We start from the raw sequence: 18,326 nt of genomic DNA, 5'->3' as shown, positions 1-18,326 counted from the left end.
AAAGCCGGTTTGTTCTTTCTCTTTGCGCATCGCTATCTACAATCGAGGAAAGCCAACGCCAGGAGCGACACAATGCTGGACACCGAAGCACTCGACAGGACCATGCGCACGGGAGGCCCCGACGAGCGGCAGCCCGACGGCGCGTTCATCGCACCGGAGCACCCTTATGTTGCCCGCACGAGCCAGTACGTGCTCAAATCGGGCGATACATTTGTTGTCAACGATCCGCTTGGCGACATCAACGGCTTTGACGACGGCTTGTTCGTCAACGACACGCGCACACTTTCGCTGCTGCGCCTCACGTTCGGCGGGCGCGCACCATCGCTGCTCTCGGGCAATGTCAGCAACGACAACGCCTCGTTCACCGCGCACCTGACGAACCGGCCGTTGCCGCCGGTTGGCGGCGGCGATACCCCCGAAGGCGTGATCCATGTCGAACGCACGCGCGTGCTTGCGGGCACCGTGTTGTACGAGGCCATCACGCTTACGAACTACGGTTCAACTGACGCTGTCGTCCCGCTATCCATTTCATTTGGATGCGACTTCAAGGACATGTTCGAAGTGCGCGGCCTCAGTCGCCCGAAGCGCGGCACGATGGCGGCGCCGGAGGTGACACGGGACGAAGTTCAACTGCGCTACGTCGGGCTTGATCGTGTCGAGCGCGACGTGCGCATTGCGTTTTCGCCCGAGCCTGATCAACTGGTTGCCGATCGTGCCGACTACTCGATGCAATTGTCGGCGCAGACGTGTGTATCGCTTTATCTTTCCGTCGCGGTCGATGCTCATCCGCTTGCTGCTGCCGCCGGCAGCGAGCTGCGCGGTGCACAGGTGGCCCAACCGCTGCACAGCACGAATCCCGCACACTTGACGCAGATCGACGCGGTCCGTCCGCGCGTTGGCCGTGCCGCGGTGCGCAACGCATTGGCAAGTGCCCATTTGTCGATGCGCGAGCGCCGCCGCGCTACGGCGCGCATTCGCACCAGCAATCCGCTTTTCAACGCATGGCTCGAACGCTCGTTCGCCGACCTGGGCCTGTTGACGACCGACTTGCCGAGCGGCCCTTATCCTTATGCGGGCATCCCGTGGTTTTCGACGCCGTTCGGACGCGACGCAGTGGTGACATCGTTGCAGACACTCTGGCTTCAGCCGTGGCTTGCCCGTGGCGTGCTGACCTTTTTGGCCGAGCATCAAGCGCGCGAGGATTCGGCGTTTCGGGACGCATCGGCGGGCAAGATCATGCACGAGATGCGCAAGAGCGAGATGGCCGGCACGGGCGAGGTGCCGTTCGCGCTTTACTACGGCGGTGTCGACACCACGCCGCTCTTCATTGTGCTTGCAGGCGCCTACTTTGCGCGCACCGGCGACGAGGCGTTCATTGCCGATCTTTGGCCCGCGCTCGAACGCGCGGCACAGTGGGTCGCGCGCGTATGCGACAAAAACCCGCACGGGCTCGTTGATTACCAATGCGCATCCGACCGAGGGCTTGTGAACCAAGGTTGGAAAGACAGTCATGATTCGGTGTTTCACGCCGATGGCCGTATGCCACAGGGGCCGATTGCGCTTGTCGAAGTGCAGGCTTATGCCTGTGCTGCTTTCAATACGATGGCGAGCTTTGCCGCGCGCCGCGGTTTGAGCGATGCCTCCGCCCGTTACGCCGAGCGGTCCGAAGCCTTGCGCGAGCGAGTCGAAGCGCTGTTCTGGATGCCGGAAGCCGGCTTTTACGGCATCGCACTGGACGGTCACGGCGAACTGTGCCGTGTGCTTGCCTCGAATGCCGGGCACTTGCTCGCTTTCGGGCTGCCCAGCCGCGAGCGCGGCGAAACCGTCGCGCGCAAGCTCGAGTCGATGCAATTCCATACCGGCTGGGGCGTGCGGACATTGGCCGCGAACCAGCCACGCTTCAATCCGATGTCTTATCACAACGGCTCCGTATGGCCGCACGACAACGCGCTGTGCGCGCGCGGCCTTGCCCGCTACGGCGACAAGCAAGCGGCGGTGGGCCTTTTGCAAGCGTTGTTCGAAGCGGCTGTCAACTTCGACATGCGGCTGCCCGAGCTTTTTTGCGGCTTCATGCGTAGTCGCGGCGAGCCCCCAACTGCATATCCGGTCGCGTGCCTGCCGCAAGCTTGGGCGGCGGGCGCGCCGTTCATGATGCTCGAGGCGTGCCTCGGTCTTACGCTCGATGCCGAGCGCGAGGAGATACTGATCGAGCAGCCCGCGTTGCCGGAAGGTATCGATTGGCTCGAAGTGCGGAACTTGCATGTGGGCACAAAGACGGTATCGCTGACGTTCAGCCGCATCGGCGGTAAGGTCGTGGCATCGGCGGACAAATCGGACGTGCGGGTGGCGACGGTTTTGTGATGTTCGAGGTTCGAGCCTTGAATTATTGAACGAGAGGTCATATTATCGCTGCATGACTTCTTCGATTTCGACCCGCCGGTCCGCCGGCGCAAACAGCCCGGCATCGCGCGGCCGCCCGCGCGAATTCGACGCCGATGAAGTGCTTGACCGCGCGAGCCGAATCTTCTGGAACCAGGGGTACCACGCAACGTCGATCGACGACCTCTGCAAAGCGACGGGTGTGCTGCGGGGCAGCCTCTACGGAGTGTTCGGCGACAAGCATGGCTTGCTGTTGGCGGCGGTCGAATACTATGCGGACGGCGTCATCGCCCGCCTCGCCGAGCGGTTGAATGCCAATACCGCTTCGGCGTCCGAATCGTTGCGCGATGCACTATTTCATTACGCTCGTATCACCAACGCGCTGACGGGCCAGCGCAGTTGCTTTGTCACGAACGCAACGTTGGAGATGCAGCCTGATGACGCGGCGCTGCGCGAAAAAATCGAATCATTCCAGCGCCGCATGACTACATTGTTGACGGCCGCGGTCATTCGCGCGCAGGCGGCCGGTGAGTTCGATCCCTCGCTCGACGAGGCGGCCGTCGGCCGTTATCTGCTTTGCGTGACGCAGGGTTTGCGCGTGATGAGCAAGGTCGTCGACGACGAAGCTGAGCTTGCGAACATCGTCGATTTGGCGCTGCGCGCACTGAGCTGATCGGGTCAGCGAGAACGGCGTCTTGTTGAATAATCAGTCACTAAAGCAGACGTTTTTCGTCAACGAAACCTGAATCGGTCGCCTTGCAATCGCGGTGTCGCGATGTCGCCCGACTTCAATTGCCATTTCGGCAGCACATTGGGGCCGAACAGCGTCGAAGCATCGCTGGCGCTATTCGTGGTCGATTGCGCTTTGATGCGGTGCATCGAAAACCCGTTATGTCCGAGATCGGGCGGCGAAAACACATTGGACGTCGAAGGCGGGCTCGCCATCCGCAGCATGAGCGGCAAGCGAAAGCGTGCCGATCACGCAGGCCGCGCCAAAGGCGGTAATCAACGAATCAGGCATGGCTGCACCTCATTGTCGATAAGCACACGAAGTCTGCCGTCGCAGCGGTAAGAGACTAGGAAGCGAGCCTTAAAAATCCCTTAAAAAATCCCGCGAGCCTCACGCGTCGTGCGCTTCCAGGGCCAGCAGCGCGAACGTGGCCAACCAGTGCTCGCCCATGTAATCACCGGCAACGTGACGCAACCCCGATTGCAGATGCCGCTCGGCCGCGTCTTCGAGCAGCGTGCGGCGTCTGTCATTGGGTGGTAAGGCTTTTGCAAGCAAGCGCTGACACCACGCACGGCTCAGATTGAGCCCGTCGAGATGCGCAATTTTGCCGTCGCTGCGGTCGGTGACCGTCACAGGCGCGAATAACGTTGCCGGCTCCCCTCGCGCGACGCGCGGGAAGAAGCGCTCGAACCAGGTCGCGAACTCGCGGGCCGGCAGCACGCGCCGCATCAGCTCGGCCTCCATCAGCGACGGCGAGAGAAATTCGTCGCCGCCCGGCTCACCCCATGCTTCGCAGTCCGAATCATTCGAATGCCAGCGTTTGGCCGTATCGACGATTAGCTCGGCAAACCCAGCGCGTCCGGTCGCGCGTGCGAAGTCGAGCGCCAGCGAAAGCGCAAACGCCGTATTGAAGTGCGTGCCGACGCGCAATGCGTAGGTTGCTTTCGGCAGAAATTCCTCGAAGCGTTCGACGAAGCAATCAGCGAGCGGCGCGATGGTTTGCGACCAACGCTCGGCGTCGCGGCCGGGCATCGCATGAAGCTGGCCGGCCAGTGCAAGTAGCCATGCCCAGCCGTAGGGCCGCTCGAAACCACGATTGTGAGCCAGACTCAAATATGCAAGTTCGCCGGCGACGTTCGCCTCCGTGAAGTGCGCATCGACGACGGCCATAATGCGCGCGGCTTCCGGCAGGTCCGGGTAATGCGAGATCAGACGCAGCAGCAGCCAGTAGCCGTGCACGCATGAATGCCAGTCGTAGCTGCCGTAGAAGATCGGATGCAGCATGCGAGGTGATCGCACATCTTGCGGACCTGCCAGCGTATGTGTCAGCTTGTTAGGGTACTCGCGCGTCAGATGCGACAACGCGAGCGTTGCGAACGAGGAGGCAATCGTGGGAGTTAGGCGGGTGGGCATCGGCGTGGCGAACGAGGCGGAGGCACTGCGCTAACGATACCCGCGCGTGTTGCGCGCCGCAAGCGAACGGCCGAGCGTCGATACGAATAACGTTCGGACTCACGAATTCGCGCCGTCGTTCTTTTTGCCGAGGCGAGCACGCGCACGCGGTGCCGTGTGTTTGCCGTTGCTTTGCGGCTTGGCTGAGCGCGTTGCGTCATCGAAGCGCCGTATTGCTTCGCCGACTTCATCTTTCAGTCGCGTGAGCGCTGCCAGATCCGGCGCGGGCGGCTGCAATGTCGTCCATAGCAATTCAATGAGCCGCTCGGCCGTCGCATCGAGGTCGGTGCTGCGATGGGCGAGCGTTGCATCCCAAAGCACGTGCTCCATCGGCCCGAACACCATCGAGCGCATCAGCCTGAGCGGGACATCGGTACGTATTTGCCCGGTTTGCTGACCCTGGGCCAACACGCGCATCAGCGGCGCGGTATAGCGCCGCTGCAAGACGGTCAATTCGTCACCGAGCGCGTGTTGCTTGGTGCGCCCTTCGGAGAGCACGAGCGAGCAAAGACCAGTGCCGTGCACGAGCATCAGCCGCAAATGCATGCGCACGATGAAGGCGAACTGTTGCCGCAGATTGCCGTCGCGCGGCAACCCAGTTTCAATGGCCGCGATGATTTCGTCGTACCAGTCGGAGATGACGCGCGCGCAGAGTTCGCGTTTGCCGCGGAAATAGCTAAAGACTGTCGCTTCTGACACGCCGAGACGCTGTGCGATCTCCGCAGTCGTGGCGCGCTCGAAGCCTTTCTCGGAGAAAACATCGCGGCCCGCCTGCAAGATTTCCTTGATGCGCTGCTGCGATTTTCTCCCCGCGGGCTGCCGTCGCACGCCGTTGCGTTCGCCATTCGAGCCATTCGTATCGGCCTGCTGTTGTTCCATCGTATGAGTTCGATTCAGATTTGCCGCGAGAAGCGGCCCGCGCGGCCGATATTAGCACCGAAAGATCTGCGAAAACCGCACGATCAAAAGTTGAGTTGTACTCAGAAAAACCTATTGACGCTTACGTAAATGTGGCGTGAAATGTGCGGCAATCACGTTTAATGCGCTTGATCGCGGCAGCCGCCTGGCTGCTGTCCGCTGTCTGAATTCGAGGAGAGATCGATGAGCAATGTGCCTGGCCTGCAATTCGCGCTTGGAGAAGAGATCGACATGTTGCGCGATGCGGTTGCGAATTTCGCCGCGAAGGAGATCGCGCCGCGCGCAGCGGACATCGATCACACCGATCAATTCCCGATGGATCTATGGCGCAAGCTGGGCGACCTCGGCGTGCTTGGCATGACCGTGGCCGAAGAGTACGGCGGCGCAAATATGGGTTACGTCGCGCATATGGTCGCCATGGAAGAAATTTCGCGCGCGTCCGCGTCCGTCGGCTTGTCGTACGGCGCGCATTCGAACCTTTGCGTCAATCAGATCCATCGCAACGGCACCGAAGCGCAAAAGCAGAAATATCTGCCCAAGCTCGTCTCAGGTGAGCACGTCGGAGCACTCGCGATGAGCGAGCCGAATGCGGGCTCCGATGTGGTCAGCATGAAGCTGCGTGCTGACCGGCGCGATGGCTACTACGTGCTCAACGGCACGAAGATGTGGATCACGAACGGTCCCGATTGCGACACGCTCGTGGTCTATGCGAAGACCGATATCGAAGCCGGCGCGCGTGGCATGACCGCGTTCATCGTCGAAAAAGGCATGAAGGGGTTTTCAGTTGCGCAAAAGCTCGACAAGCTCGGCATGCGCGGTTCGCATACGGGCGAGCTTGTCTTTCAAGACGTCGAGGTGCCCGAAGAGAACATACTCGGGCGCGTGAACGGCGGCGTGAATGTGCTGATGAGCGGGCTCGATTACGAGCGGGCCGTGTTGGCCGGTGGGCCCACCGGCATCATGCTTTCCTGCATGGATGCGATCGTCCCGTACATCCACGATCGCAAACAGTTCGGCCAGCCAATCGGCGAATTCCAATTGATTCAAGGCAAAGTCGCCGATATGTACACCACGCTGCAGGCGTGCCGTGCCTACCTTTATGCCGTCGGCCGCCAGCTCGACATGCTGGGTCGCGAGCATGTGCGCCAAGTGCGCAAGGACTGCGCGGGCGTCATTCTTTATACGGCCGAGAAGGCCACGTGGATGGCGGGCGAGGCCATTCAGATTCTCGGCGGCAACGGCTACATCAACGAATATCCTGTCGGGCGCCTGTGGCGCGACGCGAAGCTTTATGAGATTGGCGCCGGCACGAGCGAGGTTCGCCGCATGCTGATCGGTCGCGAACTCTTCGCCGAAACGGCGTAGAGCCCAGCGACGCGCAGCGAGACGGAGCCCCTTTATGCCTATCATCGAAAGCAAGCTGAACCCGCGCTCGGATGCGTTCCGTGCCAATGCTGACGCGCTCGAAGCACTCATTGCCGATTTGCGTGCGAAGGTCGCGCATCTCGCGCTTGGCGGTGGCCAGGCCGCGCGCGACAAACACCTCTCGCGCGGCAAGCTGTTGCCGCGTGAGCGCATCGCGCAACTGCTCGACCCGGGCACCCCGTTTCTCGAATTTTCGCAACTTGCGGCGTCCGGTATGTATCACGACGCCGCGCCCGGCGCGGGCATCATTACTGGCATCGGGCGGATCGCGGGCCAGGAGTGCGTGATCGTATGCAACGACGCAACGGTCAAAGGCGGCACGTACTACCCGATCACCGTCAAAAAGCATGTGCGAGCACAGGAAATCGCCGCTGAAAACCGGCTGCCATGCATTTATCTCGTCGATTCTGGTGGCGCCAATCTGCCGAACCAGGATGAAGTGTTTCCCGATCGCGATCACTTCGGGCGCATCTTTTATAACCAAGCGACTTTGTCGGCGGCTGGTATCGCGCAGATCGCTGTCGTGATGGGTTCGTGTACAGCCGGCGGCGCCTACGTGCCCGCGATGAGTGACGAGTCGATCATCGTCAAGAACCAGGGCACCATCTTTCTCGGTGGGCCGCCACTCGTGAAGGCTGCCACGGGCGAAGAGGTCAGTGCGGAAGACCTGGGCGGTGGGGACGTCCATACGCGCCTTTCCGGCGTGGCCGATCACCTTGCGCAAAACGATGCGCACGCGCTGGCGTTAGCGCGCGGCATCGTCAGCCAACTCAATCGGGTGAAGCAACCGCAGCTTGCGATGCGTGAGCCGAAGCCGCCGCGTTACGATGCGCAAAGCATCTACGGCATCATTCCCGTTGATACGCGCAAACCATTCGACATTCGAGAGGTAATCGCGCGCATTGTCGACGATTCCGAATTCGACGAATTCAAGGCGCGCTACGGTACGACGCTCGTCACGGGGTTCGCGCATATCTGGGGGCACCCGGTTGGCATCGTGGCGAACAACGGAATTCTCTTTTCCGAATCAGCCGTGAAAGGCGCTCACTTCATCGAGCTTTGCTGTCAGCGCAAGATTCCGCTCGTGTTCTTGCAGAACATCACGGGTTTCATGGTGGGCCGCAAGTACGAGAACGAAGGCATTGCGCGCAACGGCGCGAAGATGGTGACAGCGGTGGCCACAGCGAAGGTGCCGAAATTTACCGTGATCATCGGCGGGTCATTCGGTGCGGGCAACTATGGCATGTGCGGGCGTGCTTATTCACCGCGATTTCTCTGGATGTGGCCCAACGCCCGTATTTCCGTGATGGGCGGCGACCAGGCAGCGTCGGTGCTTGCCACCGTGAAGCGGGACGGCATCGAAGCAAAGGGTGGCGCATGGAGTGCGCAAGAGGAAGAGGCATTCAAGCAGCCGATTCGCGAGCAGTACGAGCATCAAGGGCATCCGTACTATGCGAGCGCGAGGCTTTGGGATGACGGCGTCATCGATCCTGCGCAAACGCGCGACGTACTCGGTCTTGGGCTGTCGGCCGCGATGAATGCGCCAATCGAGGAAACGCGCTTCGGCGTATTCCGGATGTAGCAAGCGCACGCTGCACGGTGGACGATGGACGATGGACGATGAGCAAGACCCACTTGGCGAGAGACGATCAATGCAATACGACATGTTGAGTGTGGCGTTTTCAGCGCGCGTCGCAACGGTAACGCTCAATCGGCCCGAGGTGCGTAACGCATTCAACGAGGCGATGATTGCCGAGTTGAGCGACGCGTTCGCGCAGCTCGATGCACGTGACGATGTCCGCGCGATCATACTGGCGGCGAACGGCCCTGCGTTTTGCGCCGGTGCCGACCTGAACTGGATGAAGAAGATGGCGGGTTTTTCCGACGCCGAAAACCGCGCGGATGCCCGTCGGCTTGCCGATATGCTGTCTGCCGTCTATCGCTCGTCGAAGCCCGTCATTGCACGCGTATCGGGGGATGCGTACGCGGGCGGCGTCGGGCTTGTGGCGGCAAGCGATATCGCGATTGCTGCTGACACCGCGCGGTTTTGCTTGTCCGAGGCGCGCCTCGGCTTGATCGCGGCGACGATCGCCCCGTATGTCGTTCGTGCGCTCGGCGAGCGCGCATCGCGCCGCTATTTCACGACGGCAGAACCATTCGATTGCATGACGGCATGCCGGCTCGGGCTCGTTCACGAAGCTGTGCCAGCGGATCAACTCGATGCAGCGGTGCAAAGAATTGCCGAAACACTTTGTGCGAACGGGCCGCAAGCGGTGCGCGAATCGAAGCGGCTGGTGCAGGACGTAGCGGGTTGTGCGCTCGACGAGACACTGATCGCCGATACCGCGGTGCGTATTGCGCGCATCCGTGCGAGCGACGAAGGACGCGAAGGCGTGGCGGCGTTTCTCGACAAGCGCGCGCCGTCTTGGCGCGACTGAGCGCCGCCGATCGCACCTGACTATTACGCGGCTCCATTGCGAGATTGCGAGACCCTTTATGTTCAATAAGATTTTGATTGCAAACCGTGGTGAGATCGCATGCCGTGTCGCGGCGACTTGCCGACGGCTCGGCGTGGCGAGCGTGGCGGTTTATTCGGATGCCGACGCGTTTGCCAAGCATGTTGCCGGATGCGACGAAGCGATCCACATCGGCGGCGCAGCCGCAGCCGATAGCTACTTGCGCATCGACCGGATCATCGAGGCGGCGCTGCGAACAGGCGCGCAAGCCGTGCATCCCGGTTACGGATTTCTTTCGGAGAACGAAGCATTTGCGCAGGCATGCGAGGACGCGGGCCTCGTATTCATCGGTCCGCCGGTGTCCGCCATTGCGGCGATGGGCTCGAAGGCGGCTGCGAAGGCTTTGATGCAGGCGGCGGCCGTGCCGCTCGTGCCTGGCTATCATGGCGATGATCAGGACTCCGAACGATTGCAGCGGGAGGCCGACAAGATCGGCTACCCGGTGTTGCTCAAGGCGAGTGCGGGCGGCGGTGGAAAGGGTATGCGCGTGGTCGATAAGCGCGAGGACTTCGCTGCGGCGCTCGCATCGTGCAAGCGCGAGGCAGCGAGCAGTTTTGGCAACGACCGCGTGTTGATCGAAAAATATTTGACACGCCCGCGCCACGTCGAAGTTCAAGTCTTTGCCGACCGCCACGGCGCGGCCGTTTATCTGTTCGATCGCGACTGCTCGGTGCAGCGGCGTCATCAAAAGGTGCTCGAGGAGGCGCCTGCGCCTGGGTTGACCGATGAAGTACGGCGCGCCATGGGCGAGGCGGCCGTTGCGGCCGCGCGTGCGGTGTCGTACGTGGGTGCCGGCACCGTCGAGTTCATCATGACGGGCAATGCGTTCTATTTCATGGAAATGAATACGCGCTTGCAGGTCGAGCATCCGGTGACTGAAATGGTGACGGGGCTCGATCTCGTCGAATGGCAACTGCGCGTGGCGGCGGGGGAACGGCTGCCTTTGCGGCAGGACGAGTTGAAGCTGAACGGGCACGCAATCGAGGCGCGCGTTTATGCCGAGAGTCCGTCGCGCGGTTTTTTGCCGTCTACGGGTACGCTCAAATATTTGCGTATGCCGCAGGCCATTGAATTCGCGATCGGCGAGCCGCAGCGCGCGGCGGTGCGAATCGATAGCGGCGTGCGCGAAGGCGACACCATCACGCCGTTTTACGATCCGATGGTTGCAAAGGTGATCGTGCACGGCGCCGACCGCGCCGAAGCCCTGGCGCGCATGCATCGCGCGCTATTGGCCTGCGAGGCGGTCGGCCCGCAGACGAATATCGAATTTTTGCAGCGTCTCGTTGCGTGCGCGCCGTTTGTATCGGCTGATCTCGATACCGGCTTGATCGAGCGCCATCACGAGGCGCTCTTCGCGCGTGAGCAAAAGCCATTCGACGAAGCGCTCGCGCTTGCCTGCGCCGCGTTGCTGACGCGAGAAGGCGGCAACGCACATGGCGCATCGCCTTGGGATGCGTTATCGCACTGGCGCTTGAACGCCGGTTTTCGCCAGGCCATCGACTGGCGCGACGTCGAAAACGATGCGCCCTGCAGCGTCATCTATACGCGCGATGGCGACATGCGCACGCTCGAACATGCTGACCGGACTGAGCCGTTCGACTGGTGGTGCGAACCACAGCCTCACACATTTGGTGTACGGCTTGGTGAAACGCGCACGACGGGGCGGGTTTTCATCGACGGCGATCTATTCCATGTTTTCTGTCACGGCGCGGCGTTCGTGTTCGAGTGGTCGAACTTGCTTGCGCACGCGGCCGTTGCTGAACATGGTGAGGGCCGTCTGACGGCCCCGATGCCGGGTAAGGTGATTGCCGTGCTGGTCGAGCCGGGCGCGCTCGTCGAAAAAGGCGCGCCGCTCATCGTGATGGAGGCGATGAAGATGGAGCACACGATCGGCGCGCCGATCGGGGGGCGTGTTGCAGAAGTGCTCTACGCCGTGGGCGATCAAGTGGCCGACGGTGCACAACTACTCGTGATGGCGACGGACGAATGACGGGTCCGGCTAACTTGGCCTTGCGGCGGCTTGAATATTGCGAATCATTACTTGCCCTACGCTCCACATCGCCGCGGGCTGATCAATCGATGTCCAGCCAAGCGTCTGCCGCAGCGCGGGGTCTAGCGCATGGTAGAAATGCTCCAGATTTGTGAGCTCGACTCGCTCATTCAGTTCAGCCGCGAAGCGAAGCAGCCCCGCGTCGCCTATGTAGTTCTCAAAATCACCGCTGTCGACCAAGTCCTGCACCGCCTCGCGCATCTGCCGTGTTCTCTCCGCCAAGAGCGCGTTGCCTGTCGTGACTCCGTCCCGCGCAGCAGACAAATCCGCGATAGCGAGATAGCCCAACAAATCGCTGCGGCTGCGCACCGCCTCCAGTTTCGGCGGCTCGATTGCCACAGGAACTTCGTCGTTAACCTTGATTGCGTAGGCCCGCGGCAGGACAAACGTGGCGGCGGACTGGGGCGCTGGCTTTCGCGACAGACCCGTAAGGGATGCAGGAATTTGGCTTGGTTTGGGCGCTAACGCAGCAGGCAGAGGCAACTGCACACCGCTGATTTGCGCGTCCATCGCATTCGCTGCTGGGCCGTTGGACCCAGAACCGTGAACATAGAATGCCATCGGTGAAATAGGAAGAGTGGCTCGTAAAGAGACTGTCGCATGAACGCAGCATCCACAACTTCGCACGCGCGAACGCGTCACCGATGGAACGAATTGAGCCCGGCGATGCGTGAGTTGTCCCGCACACGCCGGGCTTGATTGCTTACGCTGTGCTTGCAGCGCGCGACTTAGAACGAGTGGCGCATGCCGATGCGAACGTCGGCTTGGGTGGTCGTGGTGGATGGCGTGAAGCTATAGCCAACGACGGCATTGACTCCGCTTGATGCCTTCAGCCAATCGCCCGAGATATAGACATCGGTTCGTTTCGACAGCAGATAGTGCAATCCTGCCGACAGCTGGTTCCAATGATGTCCTTCGAACGATGTGTACTGATAGCCGCCGATCGCGCTGAAAGCCGGGGTGACTTGCCAGTCCACGCCGCCTTCGGCCACTTGCATGTGCGACGTCGTGCCAAACCCCTTGATTTGCGTGTAGCTGTAGTTGCCCATCAGCGTGACGTTGCCGATCGCGTAGCTTCCGCCGATGCCAAACGTTCCTTGCCGATCGACCGGGAATGAGGTGCTCGAATAGAGATCGGTAATGGCACCCGTGGCCGCATTCACGGTGACGGTGGGTTGGCCCAGGAACGTTCTCGTGCCAAGCATGGCATACGGATCGAATGCATAGATGCCATACGGATTATTGAGTTGCGTATAGGCTGCGCCCATCGAGAACGGACCGTGTTCATAGTGCGCACCCACGCTCCATGCGCTCTTTTGATGCACGCTGCCCGCGACGTTGCCGAACGAGTACATGCCGCCGAACTTGAAGCCGCTGAAATCGCTCGACATGAATTTGAGCGAATTCGGCAATCGGTCGATATTGAAGCGGTCGAAGTCGCCTTGATGGATGGCATAACCGCTTGCCCACGCCGAGACGTTGTAAAGCGCGACCATCTCGCCGGTCATATCGAGCTGATTGCCGAGTGAGAATGTGCCCCAGGCGTTTTGGATGCCGACGTAGGCTTGCCGTCCGAACTCCGCACCGCCGAAACCTAGTTGGCCGTTGCCGAGATGGAAGCCGCTTTCGAGGACGAATACCGCCGACATACCGCCGCCGAGATCCTCCTTGCCTTTGATGCCCCAGCGGTTGCCATATGAAACACCGTCATCGAACTTGACGACGTGCGAGCCGCCCGTGTTGTTCACCCACGTAATGCCGGCATCGAGAACGCCGTATAGCGTCACGCTGCTTTGCGCGTAGCTCGGGGCCGATATGCTTGCCATCGCAAGCGCAGCGCAGGACAGCGCCGCGACATTCAGTCTTTTTTTCATCGCTGGATACTCAGGTGGTTGAGGAGTGCGGTGCGGCACGCTCTCGTCGCGTGCGAGGCAAGCATTGCAGCGGCGACGATCAGCGCACGGTACAAAGCCATTTTTCAGACCGGTTGGTCCAAGACGACGCGGAATAGTCAGATTGCGACCGAGCGTTATGGCGAGGGGGCGCCGCTAGTTGCTTCGGGGCAACAATACGAAGCACGCTGCGCTCGAAGTCTGGTTAACCCGTAGCGACCTGAACCGAGACCAGCCAAAGTCATCATTGGTCTGCCGAAATGACCTGGCGGTGCTCGAATAAACGCGCGCGCTATCAGATCAATATTCGCCGCAAACGAACGATCCCCTGCGCGGCTTGAATCGCCGAAGACCACCGCCTAATCTGAAACCCTTGCCGCGTACCGGTTAGCGCGGCTTAACTTCAGAATTAGTTAGAAGGACTTAATGTGCCAACTCCACCGATATCAGACACCGCGTACACGATGGAGTTGACGTTGAAAGTCAACGGCTCGGCGCATCGTTGCACGCTCGATACACGTACCACATTGCTCGACGCGTTGCGCGAGCACCTGCATTTCACCGGCACTAAAAAAGGCTGCAACTTCGGCGAATGCGGCGCTTGTACGATTCATCTCGATGGTCATCGCGTGAATGCTTGCATGGTGCTGGCCGCGCAGGCGGATGGCCGTGAGGTCACCACGATCGAAGGTTTGGCGCAAGGCGAAACGCTGCATCCGATGCAGCAGGCGTTTATCGATTGCGACGCGTTCCAATGCGGCTTTTGCACCCCGGGACAAGTCATGTCGGCGCTCTCGTGCGTACTCGAAGGTCACGTGCGAAGCGACGAGGAAATTCGTGAGTGGATGAGCGGCAACCTATGCCGTTGTTCGTCGTATCCGCAGATCGTGGAAGCCGTGAAAACAGGCGCGCGCATGTTGCAAGGGGACAAGTAATGCAGCCTTTCACTTATGCCCGCGCCGTCGATCCTGCCGACGCCTATACGGGCGTCCCTCAGCGCACTGCATTGCTCGCTGGGGGCACCGAACTGCTCAACTGGATGCGCCTTGGCATCGAGCATCCGGCTCACCTGTTGGACATTTCGCATCTGTCGGGCCTCAAAACGATCGATACCCTCGACAACAGCGCCGGATTGCGCATCGGTGCGCTCGCGACGTTGAACGAGATCGCCGAACATCCGCGCATCGTCAACGACTACCCGGTGTTGGCACAAGCCTGCTTGAAGGCCGCATCGGCGCAATTACGCAATCTCGCCTCGATCGGCGGTAACCTGTTGCAGCGCACGCGTTGCCCGTATTTCCGCTCGCTCGATGCGCTGCCTTGCAACAAGCGCACACCGGGCTCCGGTTGCGCGGCTCGTCACGGCATCAACGACAAGCATGCGATTTTCGGTTGGACCGATGATTGCGTCGCTGTGCAGCCTTCCGATCCGGCCGTCGCATTGGCAGCGCTCGACGCCGAAGTGGTCATCGCTTCCGCGCGTGGCATCCGTCGTGTAGCGGCAGACAACTTCCACACGTTGCCGGCCGATGAATTGCAACGGCATAACGTGCTTGCCGACGACGAATTGATTACCGCAATCGAATTGCACGCCGCAGCGCCACGCTCTGCTTATCTGAAAGTGCGTGAGCGCGAATCATACGAATTTGCGCTGGTATCGGCTGCTGCAGCAGTGGAACTCGATGGTGAAACGATTCGCACGGCTCGCATCGCGCTGGGCTCGGTGGCACTGCGTCCTTGGCGTCTCAAAGAGGCCGAGCGCAGGTTGCAAGGCGTATCCATTTCGGCGCTCGATATCGTACGAGCCGCCATTGAACACGAATTCCAGTCGGCGCGTGCGTTGCCGCACAACGCCAGCAAAATCGTCATCGCACAAAATGCCGCGCTGCGTGCGTTGCAGCTGGCGGCGAAACAAGCCAACGGAGGTATGGCATGAGCATCGGTCAACCTGTGCCTCGTCTCGATGGCCGTGTCAAAGTGACCGGGGGTGCCAAATATGCGGCTGATCAGCAGGTCGAGGGGGCGCTCTTTCTGGTGCTCATCGGTTCGCCGGTGCCGGCCGGAACCATACGCAGCATCGACACGCATGCCGCGGAACAACTGCCCGGGGTCGTACGCATTCTGACGGCGGCCGACATGCCGCGCCTTTCGAATATCACTGCCCCGGCTGCAGTGAAGCTGTTGCCAATGCAAGATGCCGAGATTCGTCATCAGGGCCAGCCGATTGCGATCGTCGCAGCCGAGACGCTCGAGCAAGCCGAGCAGGCCGCGCGTCTCGTCGCTGCCGATATCGCCGTGTCCGAATTTGTGCCGCAGGGCGCGGGCGAGGCAGTGACGCCGACAGAAAACCTTTATGCGCCGGCCGAATTTTCCAAGGGCGATGTGGAGGCGGGTCTCGCAGGGGCAGCCCATCGGCATTCGGCCGACTATTTGCAACCGTCGCGCCACCATAACCCGATGGAGCCCTCCGCGGTGCAGGCGTTTTGGCGTGGTGACGAGTTGACGATGTTCGATTCGACCCAGCATGGCTACAGCGTGCAAGCCGTAATGGCCAATGCTTTCGGCATCAAGCCCGAGCAGGTGCGCGTTATTTGTCCGCATACAGGCGGCGGATTCGGTTGCAAAGGGTTTGTTTGGCCGCATGAGTTTCTCGCTGCGGCTGCCGCGCGTGTGTTGGGGCAGCCGGTGAAGCTTGTATTGAGTCGCGCTCAGATGTATTCGATGGTCGGCTATCAACCCGATATGCGCCACCGCATGACGGTCAGTACCGACGCCGCTGGCCGCCTGAGCGCAATTTGTCATGACGTCGAACATGTGACGTCGATTGCGGAAGATTTCGTCGAACATGCCACGGCCGCTTCGCAGGGTACTTATGCGTCGCAGGGGATACGGACTACGCAGAAAGTGAAGCGTGCTCACGTCAATCTGCCGACCGCCATGCGTGCGCCGTGGGAGGGTCCCGGTTTATGGGGACTCGAATGCGCCATCGATGAAATGGCGCACATCATCGGCATGGACCCACTCGATTTTCGTTTGGCAAACTATGCCGAGACCGACCCGGCGAGCGGCAAGCCGTGGTCATCGAAGAAGTTACGCGAGGCGTATGAAGAGGGTGCGCAGCTTTTCGGGTGGCGTAACCGTTCGCGTGAGCCGCGCCGCGATGGTCCGTGGCTGCTCGGCAGCGGCATGGCAACTTCTTCGATGGGCTGCTTCCGTTTTCCCTCCGTGGCGCGTGTGCGCTTGAGTGTTGATGGACGCGCGACGATCGAAACGGGCTGTCATGACATTGGCACCGGCACGTTGACGATCTTTCCGCAAATCGCCGCCGATGTCCTTGGCTTGCCCGTGGAGCAGGTGTCGCTGTCGATGGGCGACACCGCCTTGCCGCGAGGCGGTCCGACGTACGGCTCGTCATCGACGATGGGCGTGGGTGCGTCGGTGCTTTATGCCGCGCGTGCATTGCGTGCGCAGCTCGCGGAACTTGCTGGCATCCCTCGAGATGAAGCAGTGATCGATAACGGCGTGATTCGCCAGCGTGGCGGCCGCGATCCGGGGCAGTCCATCTTCGATCTCATGCGTCGCCTGAATCGTAATGAAGTGGTTGCCGACGGCGAGTTCAGCTTGCCTGGCGGCGCGCCGTTCAATGCGAACGGCGAGGGCAGTGACGTTGCCATCTCTACATTCGGCGCGATTTTCGTCGAGGTAGCGGTCGACCCGGAACTTGGCTTGCTGCGGTTGCGCAGGGCGGTGGGCAGCTATAGCGCCGGGCGCATCATCAACCCGCGTACCGCGCGCGCACAGATGATCGGCGGCATCATTTGGGGTTGGGGTATGGTCGCCATGGAAGGTACGCCGTACGAAGGTGCGTTGGGACGCTGGCTTTCGCAGGATCTTGCGGGCGTGGCGGTGCCTGTCAATGCCGATACTCCTGCCGATATCGACATCCACTTCGTGGACGAATATGACGCGCACGCGAGCCCGCTCGGTGCAAAAGGTATTGGCGAACTGGGTGCCACGGGGGTAGCGGCCGCGGTGGCGAGCGCGGTGTTCCATGCCACAGGCAAACGTGTGAGGTCGTTGCCGATCACGCCGGCTGCGATTGTAACGGTGTAACGGTGTGACGGTGGCCGGGGCTCGCCGCGTTTCAGTGTCGATCAGTGCTTTGCCGCTACTTCGCATTGATGATCGAGCAGTACCTCGGCCGAGCCCGTGCCTCCTTCTGCGTCGACGGCGCTATTGACGATCAACCATCCGTCATCGGTTGCCGAAGGGCCCGCGCCTGTCACGAGGATGGTCTGCATGGCCATCGAATCGGGCGCATGTGACTCGCGCGCGACGATGTCGAACGGGTTGACCTCGAAAGATGGTCCGCGCACACGCATGATTTGATAACGCTTGCCGTCGATGGTGTCCGATGTCCATCGGTTGGGTACGTCGTGGCGATGATGTGCGAGTGCGTCGATTGCAGTGGCACGCATGCAGTCGATGTGGATATGAAGCTGCTCTTGCGAGCGTCGATAGGCAGAGTTGATCTCGAGCCCGAGTTGGTCATCGGAGAGCGTGTTGCGGCCGGCTGCTTTCAGAGTGGATTGAACGAAGCTGCGGGCATGCCATGCGTCGGCCCAGTAGTTTTCGGCATCGGGCGCAAGCAGTGCCGGGCTTTCTACGCCTGATATTCGGTCGGTTGGAATCAGCAAATGCTGTGCGATGCCGCCGCGATCTTTTAGGACTACGTAATGATGTGCGAGGTCGACACTCGCACAGACGCCAGTGCGGCTCGACGTACGTGCGGCCGGCACGCAATCGAAATGTGCGATTTGCCAAAGCGCGTTGGGGTCTGCTGCGGCGAGCGTCGTGCAGCCGGTTATCGATGCGGCTAAGGCCAGCAGGATGCAGGTTGCGCGAGCGGCGGGATTGTGGAAGAAAGCATGCATGTGGGTTGTTTTGAGTGTCTTCGTGAATGT

Annotated in this window: 15 protein-coding genes; 9 read left to right on the top strand and 6 right to left on the bottom strand. The window is 61.0% G+C overall.

Annotated elements, in window-relative coordinates; translation table 11 throughout:
- Positions 1-72 precede the first annotated feature (72 nt).
- Positions 73-2,361, top strand: a complete 2,289-nt coding sequence (locus tag ACSQ20_RS21745; RefSeq protein ID WP_436024095.1) for an amylo-alpha-1,6-glucosidase — start codon at positions 73-75, stop codon at positions 2,359-2,361.
- A 52-nt stretch (positions 2,362-2,413) separates the two neighbouring features.
- Positions 2,414-3,052, top strand: a complete 639-nt coding sequence (locus ACSQ20_RS21740; RefSeq protein ID WP_436024093.1) for a TetR/AcrR family transcriptional regulator — start codon at positions 2,414-2,416, stop codon at positions 3,050-3,052.
- A 59-nt stretch (positions 3,053-3,111) separates the two neighbouring features.
- On the opposite strand, the gene ACSQ20_RS21735 is transcribed toward ACSQ20_RS21740, so the two are convergent.
- From ACSQ20_RS21735 to ACSQ20_RS21725, 3 genes are all read right to left on the bottom strand, one after another.
- The gene (locus tag ACSQ20_RS21735) at positions 3,112-3,342 is read right to left on the bottom strand and encodes a hypothetical protein (protein WP_436024091.1); all 231 of its coding nucleotides are present in this window, start codon (positions 3,340-3,342) and stop codon (positions 3,112-3,114) included.
- 157 nt (positions 3,343-3,499) lie between these two features.
- Positions 3,500-4,522 carry a DUF2891 domain-containing protein gene (locus ACSQ20_RS21730; RefSeq protein WP_436024089.1) on the bottom strand — a complete coding sequence of 341 codons (1,023 nt, stop codon included), beginning with the start codon at positions 4,520-4,522 and terminating at the stop codon, positions 3,500-3,502.
- 99 nt (positions 4,523-4,621) lie between these two features.
- A complete protein-coding gene (locus ACSQ20_RS21725; RefSeq protein ID WP_436024087.1) occupies positions 4,622-5,440 on the bottom strand; it encodes a TetR/AcrR family transcriptional regulator in 819 nt (272 codons plus the stop codon).
- A gap of 222 nt (positions 5,441-5,662) precedes the next feature.
- Here ACSQ20_RS21725 and ACSQ20_RS21720 point away from each other — a divergent pair, with 222 nt between their 5' ends.
- From ACSQ20_RS21720 to ACSQ20_RS21705, 4 genes are all read left to right on the top strand, one after another.
- Positions 5,663-6,844 (top strand): isovaleryl-CoA dehydrogenase, encoded by a 1,182-nt coding sequence (locus tag ACSQ20_RS21720; protein WP_436024085.1) that lies wholly within the window; start codon positions 5,663-5,665, stop codon positions 6,842-6,844.
- A 34-nt stretch (positions 6,845-6,878) separates the two neighbouring features.
- Positions 6,879-8,486 (top strand): carboxyl transferase domain-containing protein, encoded by a 1,608-nt coding sequence (locus ACSQ20_RS21715; protein ID WP_436024083.1) that lies wholly within the window; start codon positions 6,879-6,881, stop codon positions 8,484-8,486.
- A 70-nt stretch (positions 8,487-8,556) separates the two neighbouring features.
- On the top strand, positions 8,557-9,342 hold the full coding sequence (locus tag ACSQ20_RS21710; protein ID WP_436025803.1) for an enoyl-CoA hydratase/isomerase family protein: 786 nt from the start codon (positions 8,557-8,559) through the stop codon (positions 9,340-9,342).
- Positions 9,343-9,400: 58 nt separating this feature from the next.
- Positions 9,401-11,410 (top strand): acetyl/propionyl/methylcrotonyl-CoA carboxylase subunit alpha, encoded by a 2,010-nt coding sequence (locus ACSQ20_RS21705; protein ID WP_436024081.1) that lies wholly within the window; start codon positions 9,401-9,403, stop codon positions 11,408-11,410.
- Between the two features lie 9 nt (positions 11,411-11,419).
- Here the strand turns inward: ACSQ20_RS21705 and ACSQ20_RS21700 are convergent, their stop codons facing one another.
- The gene (locus tag ACSQ20_RS21700) at positions 11,420-11,980 is read right to left on the bottom strand and encodes a hypothetical protein (protein WP_436024079.1); all 561 of its coding nucleotides are present in this window, start codon (positions 11,978-11,980) and stop codon (positions 11,420-11,422) included.
- A gap of 218 nt (positions 11,981-12,198) precedes the next feature.
- On the bottom strand, positions 12,199-13,344 hold the full coding sequence (locus tag ACSQ20_RS21695) for a porin (protein ID WP_436024077.1): 1,146 nt from the start codon (positions 13,342-13,344) through the stop codon (positions 12,199-12,201).
- A gap of 482 nt (positions 13,345-13,826) precedes the next feature.
- Between ACSQ20_RS21695 and ACSQ20_RS21690 the strand changes: the two genes are divergently transcribed.
- The 3 genes from ACSQ20_RS21690 to ACSQ20_RS21680 are packed head-to-tail and all read left to right on the top strand — an operon-like array spanning position 13,827 to position 17,475.
- Positions 13,827-14,297 (top strand): (2Fe-2S)-binding protein, encoded by a 471-nt coding sequence (locus tag ACSQ20_RS21690; protein WP_436024075.1) that lies wholly within the window; start codon positions 13,827-13,829, stop codon positions 14,295-14,297.
- Complete coding sequence (locus ACSQ20_RS21685; RefSeq protein ID WP_436024073.1) at positions 14,297-15,298, top strand: FAD binding domain-containing protein; 1,002 nt, start codon at positions 14,297-14,299, stop codon at positions 15,296-15,298. The genes ACSQ20_RS21690 and ACSQ20_RS21685 overlap by 1 nt, the downstream gene beginning before the upstream one ends.
- A complete protein-coding gene (locus ACSQ20_RS21680; protein ID WP_436024071.1) occupies positions 15,295-17,475 on the top strand; it encodes a xanthine dehydrogenase family protein molybdopterin-binding subunit in 2,181 nt (726 codons plus the stop codon). The genes ACSQ20_RS21685 and ACSQ20_RS21680 overlap by 4 nt, the downstream gene beginning before the upstream one ends.
- Positions 17,476-17,516: 41 nt before the next feature.
- On the opposite strand, the gene ACSQ20_RS21675 is transcribed toward ACSQ20_RS21680, so the two are convergent.
- Positions 17,517-18,296 (bottom strand): CDP-diacylglycerol diphosphatase, encoded by a 780-nt coding sequence (locus ACSQ20_RS21675; protein WP_436024069.1) that lies wholly within the window; start codon positions 18,294-18,296, stop codon positions 17,517-17,519.
- Positions 18,297-18,326 lie beyond the last annotated feature (30 nt).

It is taken from the genome of Trinickia sp. LjRoot230, assembly GCF_964253315.1.
GTDB lineage: Bacteria > Pseudomonadota > Gammaproteobacteria > Burkholderiales > Burkholderiaceae > Trinickia.
Note: the sequence above shows the minus strand (reverse complement) of the source record. Positions and strands in the feature narration are given on the sequence as shown.